This window comes from Diaphorobacter nitroreducens (assembly GCF_002214645.1).
Taxonomy (GTDB): domain Bacteria; phylum Pseudomonadota; class Gammaproteobacteria; order Burkholderiales; family Burkholderiaceae_C; genus Diaphorobacter; species Diaphorobacter nitroreducens.
Genome location: NZ_CP016278.1, coordinates 937,715 through 950,572, shown reverse-complemented (window position 1 = coordinate 950,572; position 12,858 = coordinate 937,715). Strand labels below are relative to the sequence as shown.

General features: G+C 61.3%; 13 protein-coding genes. 6 read left to right on the top strand and 7 right to left on the bottom strand.

Going from position 1 to position 12,858, the window contains the following annotated elements; all coding sequences use genetic code 11:
- Nucleotides 1-26 precede the first annotated feature (26 nt).
- From cydC to BA022_RS04450, 3 genes are all read right to left on the bottom strand, one after another.
- Nucleotides 27-1,748 (bottom strand): thiol reductant ABC exporter subunit CydC, encoded by a 1,722-nt coding sequence (gene cydC / locus BA022_RS04460; RefSeq protein ID WP_088886659.1) that lies wholly within the window; start codon nt 1,746-1,748, stop codon nt 27-29.
- The gene (gene cydD, locus BA022_RS04455; protein WP_088886658.1) at nt 1,745-3,478 is read right to left on the bottom strand and encodes a thiol reductant ABC exporter subunit CydD; all 1,734 of its coding nucleotides are present in this window, start codon (nt 3,476-3,478) and stop codon (nt 1,745-1,747) included. Before cydD ends, cydC begins: the two co-directional genes overlap by 4 nt.
- A 104-nt stretch (nt 3,479-3,582) precedes the next feature.
- Entirely contained in the window at nt 3,583-3,966 is a 384-nt protein-coding gene (locus tag BA022_RS04450; protein WP_088886657.1) for a DUF2946 domain-containing protein, read from the bottom strand.
- Between the two features lie 297 nt (nt 3,967-4,263).
- Between BA022_RS04450 and BA022_RS04445 the strand changes: the two genes are divergently transcribed.
- On the top strand, nt 4,264-5,034 hold the full coding sequence (locus BA022_RS04445) for a DNA/RNA non-specific endonuclease (protein ID WP_418236211.1): 771 nt from the start codon (nt 4,264-4,266) through the stop codon (nt 5,032-5,034).
- Nucleotides 5,035-5,191: 157 nt separating this feature from the next.
- On the opposite strand, the gene BA022_RS04440 is transcribed toward BA022_RS04445, so the two are convergent.
- Nucleotides 5,192-5,641, bottom strand: coding sequence for a carboxymuconolactone decarboxylase family protein (locus BA022_RS04440; protein ID WP_088886655.1), 450 nt, complete (start codon nt 5,639-5,641; stop codon nt 5,192-5,194).
- 156 nt (nt 5,642-5,797) lie between these two features.
- On the bottom strand, nt 5,798-6,727 hold the full coding sequence (locus BA022_RS04435; RefSeq protein WP_228403699.1) for a sigma-70 family RNA polymerase sigma factor: 930 nt from the start codon (nt 6,725-6,727) through the stop codon (nt 5,798-5,800).
- Between the two features lie 479 nt (nt 6,728-7,206).
- Here BA022_RS04435 and BA022_RS04430 point away from each other — a divergent pair, with 479 nt between their 5' ends.
- The 5 genes from BA022_RS04430 (at nt 7,207) to BA022_RS04410 (ending at nt 11,719) form a co-directional block, all read left to right on the top strand.
- Nucleotides 7,207-7,851, top strand: a complete 645-nt coding sequence (locus BA022_RS04430) for a hypothetical protein (RefSeq protein ID WP_054257999.1) — start codon at nt 7,207-7,209, stop codon at nt 7,849-7,851.
- A 71-nt stretch (nt 7,852-7,922) separates the two neighbouring features.
- A complete protein-coding gene (locus BA022_RS04425) occupies nt 7,923-8,960 on the top strand; it encodes a helix-turn-helix domain-containing protein (RefSeq protein ID WP_236884907.1) in 1,038 nt (345 codons plus the stop codon).
- 481 nt (nt 8,961-9,441) lie between these two features.
- Nucleotides 9,442-10,371, top strand: coding sequence for an amidohydrolase family protein (locus tag BA022_RS04420; protein ID WP_088888509.1), 930 nt, complete (start codon nt 9,442-9,444; stop codon nt 10,369-10,371).
- Nucleotides 10,368-10,928, top strand: coding sequence for a non-canonical purine NTP pyrophosphatase (locus tag BA022_RS04415; RefSeq protein WP_054258002.1), 561 nt, complete (start codon nt 10,368-10,370; stop codon nt 10,926-10,928). Before BA022_RS04420 ends, BA022_RS04415 begins: the two co-directional genes overlap by 4 nt.
- The gene (locus tag BA022_RS04410; RefSeq protein ID WP_088886652.1) at nt 10,925-11,719 is read left to right on the top strand and encodes an SIR2 family protein; all 795 of its coding nucleotides are present in this window, start codon (nt 10,925-10,927) and stop codon (nt 11,717-11,719) included. The genes BA022_RS04415 and BA022_RS04410 overlap by 4 nt, the downstream gene beginning before the upstream one ends.
- Nucleotides 11,720-11,916: 197 nt before the next feature.
- Here BA022_RS04410 and BA022_RS04405 read toward each other — a convergent pair whose 3' ends face one another.
- Both BA022_RS04405 and BA022_RS04400 read right to left on the bottom strand, forming a co-directional pair.
- Nucleotides 11,917-12,435 (bottom strand): helix-turn-helix domain-containing protein, encoded by a 519-nt coding sequence (locus BA022_RS04405; RefSeq protein WP_088886651.1) that lies wholly within the window; start codon nt 12,433-12,435, stop codon nt 11,917-11,919.
- 105 nt (nt 12,436-12,540) lie between these two features.
- Nucleotides 12,541-12,852: an HU family DNA-binding protein gene (locus BA022_RS04400; RefSeq protein WP_088886650.1), complete on the bottom strand. Its 312-nt coding sequence runs from the start codon at nt 12,850-12,852 to the stop codon at nt 12,541-12,543.
- Between the last annotated feature and the right edge of the window lie 6 nt (nt 12,853-12,858).

Genomic DNA, 12,858 nt, shown 5'->3' with positions numbered 1-12,858 from the left:
TTTCTTGAATGGATAAGGTCGGAAAATTAGTGCTGACGCAGCGCCGCCAGCGCCGCCTCAAAGTCGGGAGTGCCGCGCTGGTGCTGGGCCACCATACGTCCGTGGTTCATCACGATGAGGCGGTCGGCGAGCTGGGCCTCGCGGCGCAGGTGGGTGGCAATCAATACGGTCTTGGATCGAGCGTTCCTGACCAACCGCGCGAGTACGTCCTCGGCTGTCGGGCCGTCCAGACTCTCGCTGGGCTCGTCGAGCAGCCAGAAATCGGCCGGGTGCAGCAGCAGCCGCGCCAGCGCGAGTCGGCGCGACTGTCCGCCCGACAAGCCAAGCCCCCCTTCGCCCAGCCGTGTATCGAGTCCATGCGCGAACTTCCGGACGTCGCCGACCAAGCCGCTGGCCTGTAGAGCAGCCCAGAGCTGATCGTCGGTTGCGTCCGGCGCGGCCAAGCGCAAGTTGTCGCGCAGGCTGTCTTGGAACAGTTCTGTGCGCTGTGTGAGCCAGGTACAGCCCTGGGCTTGCACTGTGCCCCTATGCGCGTAGATCTCGCCGGCGATCAACTGCAGCAGCGTGGACTTACCGGCACCGCTCGGACCGATTACTGCCACGCATTCACCTGGACTGATGTGCAGGTCGATAGCGCGCAACGCGGGACCATCAGATCTACGGTAGTACGTCTCCGCCGCCACCAGGCGCGCGACAGCGGCACCATCGCCAGGTCCCCCGAGTCGAGCCAACGTCGAGAACTCCGGCGCGCGCTGGACCTGGTTAAGCCGTGGACCGAGGCGGCGGACCGCGAGCCAACTGCGTCCGGCGTCCAGCGCTCCCCGGCGTAAAGACGAGAACGGCTCCAAAGCCGCCAAAACCATCAGAAGGGCGAGCGCCGCGAGGGGCATGCTCAGCGCTTCGGCACGGACCAGCGCCCCCACCGCCAGCAGGACAGCGCTTACCCCCAGATGTCCGCACACTGCAAGGAGCCAGCTGCTGCCGGTCTCGATGCGATGCAGTCGGTCGTCGGCCTGTGCCATCCAGGCGTCGGTTCGCGCAATAGCCCGGCATTGCCACTGCAACTGCCCACTCATCGCCAACTCGGTTTGGCCGGCAACGAGGTCAACGGATTGCGCGCGTAGCCTCTCTAGTTCCAAGGATCGGCGCAGCGAGGCTGCGCGCGCACGGCGCGCGGCCATGATCGTCACACCGCCGCCGCAGAGCAGCAGCCATCCAAAGACAACGCTGCCCAGCCGCCAATCCAGCACTCCCAGCACAGCACCTGTCAGTACCAAGGCGCAGATGGATGTAACGCTGGGGACGAATACGCGCAGGTAGACGGACTCCAGAGCGTCGATGTCCTGCGTGAGACGGAACAGCAAGCGCGCTGGCTGTCGAAGCAGCGCTTGTGCCGCCTGCGGCTGGGCCCAGCCGCGAAACAACCGCTCGCGTAGAGCGGCCAGCACGGCGAAAGTGGCATCGTGCGTGACGACGCGCTCCGCGTATCGGCCCGCCGTGCGGCCCAACGCCAGCAGGCGGATGCCTGCGCTGGGAACGAACACGTTGAAGGCCTGGCCTGCACCGGCGGACAGACCTGCCAGTGCCGTTGCCGTAATGAACCAACCCGAGAGGCCCAGCAGGGCCATGCCTGCAAGCACGGTGAGCGTGGCCAGCAGCGTCCCGAGCAACATCCGCAGTCCGTTCGTGCGTACGAATAGGCGCAGGATGTTGGCCAATTGGCGGCGTGAATTCGCACGTGCTCTCATGCGGCCCTCCGCTGCATTGGCGCGGCATTGATGTGCCCGACGTCAATGACGCGGCCGATTCGTGCCGCGAGCGCTCTGTCGTGCGTGGCAACGACAAGGGTGCGGCCGCGAGCCATACACAGGAGCGAGTCGATCACAGCGCGCGCAGTGTCGCTGTCCAAGTGTGCGGTCGGCTCGTCCAGCAGCCACAGATCCGCATGCGGCATGGCTGCGATGCGGGCCAGTGCCAACCGCACCGCTTCTCCACCGGATAAGCCGACGCCTCCTTCTCCCAACGGAACGTCAGGGGTCAGGTGAGCGACCGTGCCGAGACCTGCAAGCCGCAATGCCGCACTCACGTCGCAGCGCGAGACACCCGGACGATGCAGGGCGACGTTGTCGCCCACCGAACCTGAGAACACATGCGGCTTCTGGCCGACCCAGGCCATCCGGCTGCGTAAGGTCGCAGCACTGCGTTCCTCCAGCAGTTCACCGGCAATGCGCACTGTGCCGCTGATTACGGGCGCCAACCCAGCGATGACGGACAGCAAGGTGGATTTTCCGGCTCCGCTGGCGCCAACCAGCGCCACATGCTCACCTGCCTCTATGTGCAGATCCGCTGCCTCGAACACTGGTGTCCCACCGTCATATTTAAAGCGCAGTGTTTTGATGTCGACCGTCGGGGGGCCCGCCGTTGGGGTGCTCGGTAGTGCGACAGGGTCATCCATTGCGCCCGGCAGAGACCTAGAACCACCGTGCAGCTCGGCAAGCGCCTCCAGAGCGGCATGACCTGCGGCCTTGTCATGCCAGGCTGCTGACAGGTCACGCAGTGGTTCGAAGAAGGCCGGAGCCAGCAAGAGAATGAACAACGCTTCGCCGAGAGTGAGCCGTCGCCCCCAAACGCCGATGTCGATCTGACCCAACAGATGGAAACCGACATACACCGCGACGAAGGCAACCGCGAGTGCCGAGAAGAGTTCCAACGCTGCCGATGAAAGAAAAGCAATGCGCAGCACGCGCATCGTGCGCTGACGCAGGTCCTCGGCACAGGCGCGCAGGCGCTGCGCGGTGGCATCTACGGCGCCCAGCGCGCGCAGCGTACTCAACCCGCGCAAACGGTCCAGTAGAAAGCCGTTCATACCGCCTAACGCCCGCAGATGTTCTTCGCTTGCCGCCTTCGCACGCCAGCCAATGAGCATCATTGCCAGCGGAATCAGAGGAGCTGCAGCGATCAGGATTAAGGCGGCGGCCCAAGACAACCCGACTATGGCAAGCACAATCACCGGCAGAACGAGCGCAACGCGCCATCGTGCAGGTTCGTAGCGCAACAGCCATGGCAGGAGTGCATCGGCCTGCTCGCCAATGGCACTTGCTGCTTCCCCTGAGGCTGGTCGCTCCCGGTTAAATGGCGAACTGCATGCCAGCGCCGTGCAGGCATGTGCGCGCACTTCGCTCACGTAGCGCCGTGCTGCCACGAAGAGCCGACGGTTTCCCCACGCTTCGCCACTTGCACGTACAAAACCCAATACTGCGTACGCCGTAGCCAGCCATATGACATCGATCCAGTCACCGCCTTCGACCAGACGCTGTACGGCCCAAGCCAGCACGGCGGCCTGACCAAGCCATAGCAACGACGCACCAGCAACCATCAGCGCGCCCGCACGGCTGCCGGGCGGCGCGCCAAGAGGCTCAGTCTTTGGCCGATCGCGGGTTAAGCCTGCACGTGTGCCTGCCGCTTCGAAACGGGACATGAGGACTCTCCAGACAGGAATCGCGGGGAACGGCACGCGTTCACGATCACTCCGCGCTAAAACAGCAGAGACTCAGGCGTGGCGGGCCGTGTGGAAGCGAGAGGTCAGGAGAAGCGAGGCGGTGCGCGGCTGTAGTGCGCAGGCCAAACGGCCGCCAGCAGCCGCGGCGTGAGTTCGGGCGGCATAGGCACGCCGCGCACGGAGCCATCGGCCAGCACCAGCACTCCGGGCGCATGGGCGACGGCGGGCAGATCCTGCTGGAGACGGCAGTACGGGCAATGTCCGCTCGTGTGGATACTGCTCTTCTGATCGTCGGGCTCGCCAACATCGATGGCAGCCAGCTTGGTGCCGGTAGAGGTACACACCTCGACCCATGTCTTGCCGGAAGACAATACCAGAAGATTGGTCAGCGATGGCGCAAGTACACCCCAGAGGACAGCCAGAATAGCTATCCACAGGACGGGTGAATGCAAGCGGGGCCGAACCATTTCAACGGCGATGTGTGCAGCGGCTTTAAGGTTTTAAATACTTAGAGACCTTTGACAGTCTAGTGGCTTTCATTAGGGTTGTCACAGGTGACATCGGGCGCGGGCCACGCAGCAACCCGTCCTCCTCGCCGGTCTTTGACGACATGGACCAAGATACTCCGTTCTGAAGCAAAAGCAACTGCACGTGTAGGCGCAAGTAGGTTTTTGCCGGGCTTGGACCAAGACACTGGCGCGGTGTGATGCAATCCACGGCTTTGCCTGTTTGCCGTGGGTTGGATGTCTTTTCGGGCGCACATGCTGCGCCCCGCTTTCGCAGCACTGGCCTTTTCCACTGCTGCCGCTTCTCTTTTTGCGGTTTCCACCGCTGATGCCCGCTCCAGCCGGGGCGAACCGCTGCGCGTTGAACTGCCCACGCGTTTCGCGCAATGCCCGCAGTTCTTCGCGAATGGACAGCCACCCCAGGTGCCGCGCCAGCCTGCGCTGCGCGAGCTTTGCTACGAAGCTTTCGCGATTCTGCACAGTGGCGCCACCCGCACCCCGGTCTATGTGGCCCAGCGGCTCAACCGACGCCTGATTGAAGACGCGGACGAGAAGCGCGCCGACCGCTTCTTCGCCGATGCGCGCCTGCCCCGACATGAGCGCGCGGAACTGGAAGACTACAAAGGCTCGGGGTACTCACGCGGGCACATGGCCCCAGCTGGCGACATGCCCACCCCTTCCGCCATGGCCCAAAGCTTCTCCCTGGCCAACATGGTGCCGCAGAACATCCAGCACAACAGCGGTGCCTGGGCCAAGATCGAGCAGGACACACGGCGTTATGTGCTGCGTGCCCAGGGCGATGTATTCGTCATCACGGGGCCGGTTTTTACGCGCGAGAGTGAGCGCATCGGCCCCCATGGCGTGAGGGTGCCTACCTACCTCTACAAGCTGGTCTACGACGCGGTCACGGGCCACGCCTGGGCCCATTGGCAAGCCAACCACGAGGGGGAGCGCGTGTCGCGGCCGATCAGCTATGCAGAATTGGTCGAACGCACGGAGATTGATTTTTTGCCGGGGCGGCTGGACTGAAGCTGTCGATTAGGAGAGGCCGGTTTGCAGCGGTTGCTGACGATCCCGGACGAGACGGCGACGGTTGCTTTGGGGCCAGGAGCGGTCGCTTGCTGGCACCCAAAACGCGCGCCTGGAGCGGGCCGCTCAGCCCCGTAATCGCGGCCTGTCCGCCGCCTTACAACTTGGCACGAGGCTTCATACGGAAGCTTATGCCCATGCGATTGATAGCATTCATGGCTGCAATCGTGAGAGTCAGATCCACCAGATCCTTTTCTCCGAACACGGCCAATGCGGCCGAATAGGCCTCATCTGAAGCGTGAGTCTCGCTCACCAGCGTTACTTCCTCGCTCCACGCCAACGCCGCGCGCTCCTGTTCAGAGAATAGGTATTGGGCCTCGTGCCAGACAGGGATGAGTACCATCTTTTCAACCGACATGCCTTCAGCAAGTAGGTCACGCGTATGAATGTCGATGCAGTGCGCGCAACCATTGATCTGCGACACACGCAGGAAGACTAGGTGAGTCAGCAAACTCGGTAGGCCAGTGCTCTTGGTAACGAAGTGGTGCAGCGTTCCAACAGCCTTGGCACCTTCAGGGGAGGCTTGAAACCATACAGCGCGATTCATAGATCAGATTCCTTCAATGTCAATGAGGGGCGGAGGCCGACCGCGACCTCCTGCTCACAAGACGTTTGACATGAGGGCTCTGTGACACCTGTTGAAGAAAATCGCGGCGAACAACCGCGCGCTGCGAGCGTTGTTTTGCTCCTCGGACGGGTTCGATCAGTGAGGATTTGGCGCTGTCAGCAAGTCGCTGTAGCGTTTGAGGCTGGCTAACTTCTCCGGATTGCGCTGTATCCGCACATGCGCGATGCGACCACCTTCGAACTCAAAGGCCTGGATGGACTCCAGTTCGTCTTGTAGATAGCGCAAGAGAGCCCATTCACCGTTCAAGAAGGCCAGTTCCAGTCGCATGTTTCTGCCATGCCGCAGGTAGTGCGCGTAATACAGTTGGGCAATACGCTGGGCGCCGCTCAAGGGATGGCGCAAGCTTGGCCCCTTATTGCCAAAGTCGCCTACCAGAGCTGCCTCTTCGGCCAGCAAGGCGCGAATCCCGCTGAAATCACCGTCCATGATGGCCTGTATCAAACGATGCAGAAGCGCGTACTGCTCCTTCGGCGGGGTTCGCGACCTCTGTCGCTCTGAGCCGCGCGCTGCCGTTAGCCGTTGCTTCGCACGGTGCACGATTTGACGGGATGCCGCCTCACTCTTGTCTATGGCTGCGGCAATATGCTCGTAGTCGACGTCGAAGACCTCCCGAAGCAAGAATGCCGCGCGTGCCTCTGGCGTCAGGCAATCGAGCAGCACCAGGAATGCGATGGAAACGTCATCAGCAACTTCGTGGATTTGCTCCGGGGAGGCCGGACCTTCGCTGATCAGTGGCTCGGGAAGCCAGAGGCCAGGATAGGCTTCTCGTCGAAGCTTGGCAGCACGCAAGCGGTCAATTGCCATGCGGGTGGTAACCGTGACAAGCCAAGCCTCTGGAACGAGCACCACTTCACGCTGATTTTCGGCTTCATCATGCCAACGCAGCCATACATCCTGCACCAAGTCTTCAGCCTCTTCGACGGAACCAAGCATTCGATAGCCGAGGGCCATCAGCTTGGGGCGCGAGCGCGAAAAGGCTTGTTCAGACGATGGAGACAAGGTCACCTCTACGATATTCCAGCTACCGCCAAGCCGTCACCTCAACGCGGCGACGGACGGAGCGGACGAAACTCAACTGAGCACGAATGAATTGGCTCAATCCTAACGGTAATGGAGTCTTACAAACGTTGCGCGACGGCATGTGCCTCTACTCGGCGGTACGCCGTTGTGAGCGGCTGCTTTTGGGCGCTGAACCACCGTTTCGTCCAGAGTCTGCTTTGGTCGCGCAGCAGTCGTTCAACAACCGCGGGTTTAGCGGCAGCAACCAGCCTAAAGCTGGCTTCCACTCATCTACTTCTGCTTTGCAGCGGTTGCAGGCGCTCCGCGCTCCAGCGCGAGTGGCAGCTCACCACTCAAAGCGGTACTTCAGCATGGACCAAGCGGTCGCTTAGCCCCTCGCAAATATCAGGAAAATCTGAAGTCAAACTTCCTGTTTTTCTTACTCAATCGTGGTAGGATTCCAGGCAGCTAAACTTCCGGAAGTAATGATGACCGCGATCCTGCACGCTGAACCTACCTCCGTCCTCCCACGCCTGCAGCAGCTCGGCTTAAGCGAAGCGGCGTTGTTGCGCGCGGTTATGGCTGGCTACATCGCCAAGTCCAACTGCACCGAGAACCACCCCCCGCTGTTCCCGCCCATTGCGGCGTGGAGCGAAGCTGTTCGTACGCTGCGTGACGTGCTGAAGCCCGAGGGCTGGACGCGCTTCAACGACCAGAACTCGCCTAAGACCGTGAGCCCCGACGGCTCGATCTCGATCATCGTCTCCACCGGCAATGAGGCAACTGGCATTCCGCATGCTGAGCCTGCGACGACCTCTTCAAAGGGACCGAACACCGCGGGCGCCATCGAGATCAACCGGAGCTTGCAGCTCTACCTGCCGGGCATGGAACTGCCCGTGCCGCTTCAAGACGAAGACGAGAAGGTAACCACCTGGATCTTGCTGGCACACCACGCGAAGAACGAGTTGCGTGCGGAGCTGTCGTTGCCGCTGGACGTCGGTAGCGACGGCCGCGTTTCCGTATGGCAGGAACGGATCATCTTGCGGGCTCAGCCGCTCGATGGCGAACAGGTGGTGATCACGCCCCCTGTCCAGCCTGACATCGACGTTGCGGTTCGGCGGAAGGCATGAGCTACGGTGCAGAGTTCAACCCGAACCGCCTAGGCCTTGCTCGTCGACGTCGAGGGCTCACAAAGAGGAAGTTGGCTGAGCTCATCGGCGCAGATGTGCGGGCGGTTACCGCGTATGAGAGCGGAGAGTACAAGCCTGAAAGAGAACGGCTCCTCGCTCTAGCTGACCAACTGCACTTCCCGGTGCAGTTTTTTGTTGGATCGGACGTAGAGGAGGTGACACCCGACGTAGTCAGCTTCCGGTCCATGTCGAAGATGACCGCCGGCCAGCGGGATGCAGCGCTAGGCGCTGGCGCGGTCGCGCTCATGCTGAACGAGTGGATCGAGCAGCGCTTCGAGTTGCCGGCGGCGCAGTTGCCTGACCTCAGCCACGAGTCCAGCCCTGCTGCGGCTGCAGCCGCATTGCGCCGAATCTGGGGTCTCGGCGAGTTGCCGATCAAGAACATGGTGCATCTGCTGGAAGCGCGTGGCGTGCGGGTGTTCTCACTGTCGCTGGACACTGCCCACGTGGACGCGTACTCCATGTGGCATGCGTCTACGCCGTTCGTGTTCCTCAACACGATAAAGTCCTGTGAACGCAGCCGCTTCGATGCCGCCCATGAACTCGGGCACTTGGTCCTTCATCGTCATGCTGGCCCGAAGGTCAAGGACGCTGAGCGCCAGGCCAACGAGTTTGCATCGGCGTTTCTCATGCCGGAAGGAAGCGTTCTGGCCAACGCGCCTGTCATGGCCACCGTGGACCAACTGGTCTCACACAAGGTGTTCTGGACAGTCTCTGTCGCAGCGCTTGCCTACAGGCTGAAAGATCTGAAGCTTGTCAACGAGTGGCACTACAGATCGCTGTGCATCGAGATGGCGCAACGTGGCTACCAGAAGTCAGAGCCAAATAGTGCGTCCCGGGAGACGTCACAGGTCTTCCAAAAGGTGTTCGCCGCACTGCGGGAGGATGGCATGACGCGCGCCGATATTGCCGATCAACTTGCCGTACACGTCAACGAACTCGACGAGTTGGTCTTCGGCTTAGCGCTGACCGCGCTGGTAGGTGATGCGCAGGCGCAGAGCCGCCCGCGACGGCCAGTGCTGCAAGTGATCGAGGGTGGGCGCGATTAGGCCTGTCTTATCAGCTGGGGTGCGGGTTCTGAACACACGTCGAAGACAAAGGCTATCTGATTGAGTGGCAAATCATGGTGCGTGCCAGCCGAAGCATGACCGAAGAACTGCTCGCTAGTTCGGGACGCTACCCGAACAACCCAGACTGCTGTACCGCGCATGGGGTGCTGGATCGCCTCATCGAATTTGAAACTGACCTCGACTGAGGTGCGCATGGCCGCGCCCGCCGCAAGCTTGCAACGGTTCAGGCTGGCGGAGCTTCAAACCGACCGCTAGCGCCAAAAGCGGGTCCATGAGAATTCACGCCCAGCAGATAAAGCGGTAGCATCAAAAAAACCGGGCTGAAGCCCACAACAAGATCTAGGGACGGATATTGAATCAGCGGCAACTTGATCTGCCAGGGCTTTTGGCCGCGCCCAACGACGCAGACGACGGCGAAGCGCAAGCGCACGTGCATGACCGGGGAGAGCTCCACGTGCACATGAACGGCGCCATCCCAGTGTCGACCATTCGGGAGATCATGGCCGACGAAGCAACGTCGCTTCCGGCTGGCTTTGATTTTGGGCGGGATATGACCCGCCTAGCAGCGTGCAAATCGCTGGCGGAATACCTCACGCCTTGGCAGGTGCTGCGTCTCTTTCCCAAGAAGCGCGCAAACCTCGATCGCCTTGCACATGCTGTTCTTGCAAGCCTAGCAGAGAACGCCGTGCGTTTCGTCGAGCTTCGCAGCAGCGTTCTGTACCTGACCGGACTTCAGAGCTGCACGCCGGCACAGGCATTGGAACGCCTCATCGAATCGACCGGCAGCGCGGCTCAGCACCACGGCATCCGGCGTGGCTTGATCCTCACCGTGACTCGGGGCGACTACGGCGCCTCCAATCTCGCTACCCTCTTGCAGGCCTACGAGGACCTCGGACGGCCGAAGGATGTCGTTGGGCTCGACCTTGCCGGAGATGAAGAGATGCCCTATCCGGCTGAGCTGCCAGCGATGATCCGTAAGGCCAAGGATCGGTACGGCTTCGGCATCACGATCCACGCCGGAGAGACTGGTCGCGTGGAGAACGTGCGCGCGGCCGTGGATCTCTTCCTGGCAGATCGGATCGGCCACGGTACGGCCGCCGGCAAGGATCCGGATCTGCTGAACCTGCTGTCCGCCAAGGGGGTTTGCGTCGAGGTCTGCCCGATCAGCAACCGGCTCACGGGTGCGGTTCCCCGCGATGAGGCCCACCCTCTGCAGGAGTTCCGGCGTCACGGCGTACCGTTCGTGATTTGCTCCGACAACCCCGCGATCCATCAACGCGGCTTGGCTGACGACCAAGGTGCAGCCATGGCCGAAGGCCTGTCCATCTGCGACATGCAGCAGCAGTACGAAGTCGCCAAACGCTTTTCATTCATGGAGGGGCTGACTTGAAGATTCGATTTATGTCCGGCAACAAGCACAAGATCGCGGAGGTGCAACGCATCCTCACCCCGGTCGGCGTGGACATCGTGCCGGTATCCAGAAAGATCGAGGAGCTGCAAACGCAGGATGTCCACGCGCTCGTGCGGGACAAACTGATCAAGGCGTTCCAAGAGATCGGCCGCCCGTTGTTCGTTGAGCACACTGGGCTATACCTCGGCGGATTGAATGAGCTCCCAGCAGGCTTGACCCAAATCTTTTGGGACCGGCTGGAAGCCAACCGCTTCGTTGACCTAGTGGCCGGCCTGGGTGATGACAAGGTCACCGCAAAGACGGTTCTCGGGTACTGCGACGGGCGGGAGATGCACCTGTTCGAGGGTGCCATCGAAGGCACTGTTCCCCGTGTTCCTGCTGGCCCGGAGGACTTCCAGTGGGACTGCGTCTTCATCCCCAACGGCAGCACGAAGACGTTCGCCGAGATGGGCACAGACAAGGACGACATCTCCATGCGCCGCAAAGCGCTGGATAAGTTCGCCGCCCACCTCACAGCCACGAAAGGCTTGAAATGAGAGTTGAGCTTCTTGAAGCGCACCGCAGCGGCAAGCTGATGCTGTTTGTCGGTGCCGGCGTATCCGCGAACCTTGGCTTGCCGAGTTGGGGCCAGCTCATCGCGCAGATCGCAAAGGAGTTGGGCTATGACCCTGCAGTGTTTGCCACCTACGGAAACTACCAGACTCTTGCTGAGTTCTACAAGAAGAAAAGAGGCGGACTCGGTGAGTTGCGGAGCTGGATGGACCGGGAGTGGCACAAGCCGTCCACAGACATCAAGGCCTCCGATATTCACCGGTTGATCACTCAGGGCAATTTCTCGCGGATCTACACCACCAACTACGACCGTTGGCTTGAGATCGCGCACTCTGAGTTCGGCGTGAAATACGACAGAATTGCCAGTGTGGCGGACATGGTCGCCGTTAGGAACGGTCACCGACAGATCATCAAGTTCCATGGTGATTTCGCAGCCGACGAGTCGATCGTCCTCGACGAGACCAGCTACTACCAACGGCTGAACTTCGATACGCCACTGGACATCAAGCTGCGCAACGACGTACTGAGCAATTCCGTCCTCTTTGTCGGCTACAGCCTGACGGACTTCAACATCCGGCTTCTGTTCTATCGACTGACGGAGATGTGGGGGCGTTCGCCGCTGGCATCCGTCAGACCAAAGTCCTACGTCTTCACGCACCGCCCAAACCCAGCGGCAGAAGAAGTGCTTAGGCACTGGGGCATCGAGATGATCGTATCCGAAGAGGACGATCCGAAAAAGGCGCTCACAGACTTCCTTCAAGAGCTCGTGACTTGATGAGGTGGGTAGGCTCGTGCCATGAGCCACTGCCCCCTAACCTCGCTGACACAAAGCGCCAAATTGAACCGGTCAATGGCCAGCGCGCACAACTGCCGCTACCCGTCGATTGGCCGGTCATGACCGAAGCGGTCGCTCAGGCCGTCGAACGCGAATGACTCAGTTCAGCCTATAGCGACCTAACATCGCACGATCGCCTACTCCGCAATCTGCTTGCGCGCAGCGCGCACACCCATCTTGAGCACCTTGCGCACCCGCTCCAGTTGGGCCGCACGAGGCATCACCTCACCCGTTTCCCACTTGTAGAGACTCACCACCGAAACGCCGAGCAGTCGGGCCATGTCTTTTTGGGTCAGGTGCAGCGCATGCCGCTTGGCGATCAGCGCTTCATGGCTGAAGGTGGATTTGTGTCCACCCCGCGCTTTGCCTCCTGCGGCTTCCAGGCCCCCTGACGCCACTTGCGTTGGCTGGCTGCCAGAGAGCGTCTTGGATCGTCTTTGCGCAGCCTGCGGACGCTCCGCGGCGGCATCCGTCTTCTCCTGGACATTTGTTAGCGTGCGTACCTTCGAGGTCAGCACCTTAAGGTCCCGCTTGAGCGCTGCAATTTCAGATCGCTGTGCGGTGACCGTTTTACGCAAGGTGCCCAGTTCGCCTTTGATTTCTTTGCGCGCCATGCGCATGACTTCGAAGCGGAATGCGTCGGAGAAAGCTGTCATTGATTCAACTCGGTTTTGTCAGTAGCGCCAAGCGTAGCAGGCGCCAACAAGAAACCGCCCGGCGGCTGCAGCACGCGGGGCGGTTTCTGGATGGGTAGGGCGGACTTACTTGCCAGTCTTCTCCGCCTTGCGCTTGGCGGCCTTGGGATCAACCACGGCCTTGAACTTGGAGCCTGGCATGAACTTGGGCACGGTGGATGCAGGGATCTTCAGTGCCGCTCCGGTAGCGGGGTTTTTGCCGGTGCGAGCAGCCCGCTTGGCAGACTTGAACGTGCCAAAGCCCACCAGCTGCACAGCATCGCCCTTTTTCACGGCGGTCTGGACGGTCTCGATCAGGGTTTCGAGGACGGCGTTGGCAGCCGCTTTGGACAGGTCGTTCTTGATAGCCAGGATTTCAACGAGTTCGGCGCGGTTCATGGTGCT

What these genes read in the sequence shown, in the direction of transcription:
- cydC (WP_088886659.1), bottom strand. Translation starts at nt 1,748, where the DNA reads ATGAGAGCACGTGCGAATTCACGCCGCCAATTGGCCAACATCCTGCGC.
- BA022_RS04410 (WP_088886652.1), top strand. Translation starts at nt 10,925, where the DNA reads ATGAGAGTTGAGCTTCTTGAAGCGCACCGCAGCGGCAAGCTGATGCTG.
- BA022_RS04450 (WP_088886657.1), bottom strand. Translation starts at nt 3,966, where the DNA reads ATGGTTCGGCCCCGCTTGCATTCACCCGTCCTGTGGATAGCTATTCTG.
- BA022_RS04400 (WP_088886650.1), bottom strand. Translation starts at nt 12,852, where the DNA reads ATGAACCGCGCCGAACTCGTTGAAATCCTGGCTATCAAGAACGACCTG.
- BA022_RS04440 (WP_088886655.1), bottom strand. Translation starts at nt 5,641, where the DNA reads ATGAATCGCGCTGTATGGTTTCAAGCCTCCCCTGAAGGTGCCAAGGCT.
- cydD (WP_088886658.1), bottom strand. Translation starts at nt 3,478, where the DNA reads ATGTCCCGTTTCGAAGCGGCAGGCACACGTGCAGGCTTAACCCGCGAT.
- BA022_RS04430 (WP_054257999.1), top strand. Translation starts at nt 7,207, where the DNA reads ATGATGACCGCGATCCTGCACGCTGAACCTACCTCCGTCCTCCCACGC.
- BA022_RS04405 (WP_088886651.1), bottom strand. Translation starts at nt 12,435, where the DNA reads ATGACAGCTTTCTCCGACGCATTCCGCTTCGAAGTCATGCGCATGGCG.
- BA022_RS04420 (WP_088888509.1), top strand. Translation starts at nt 9,442, where the DNA reads ATGAACGGCGCCATCCCAGTGTCGACCATTCGGGAGATCATGGCCGAC.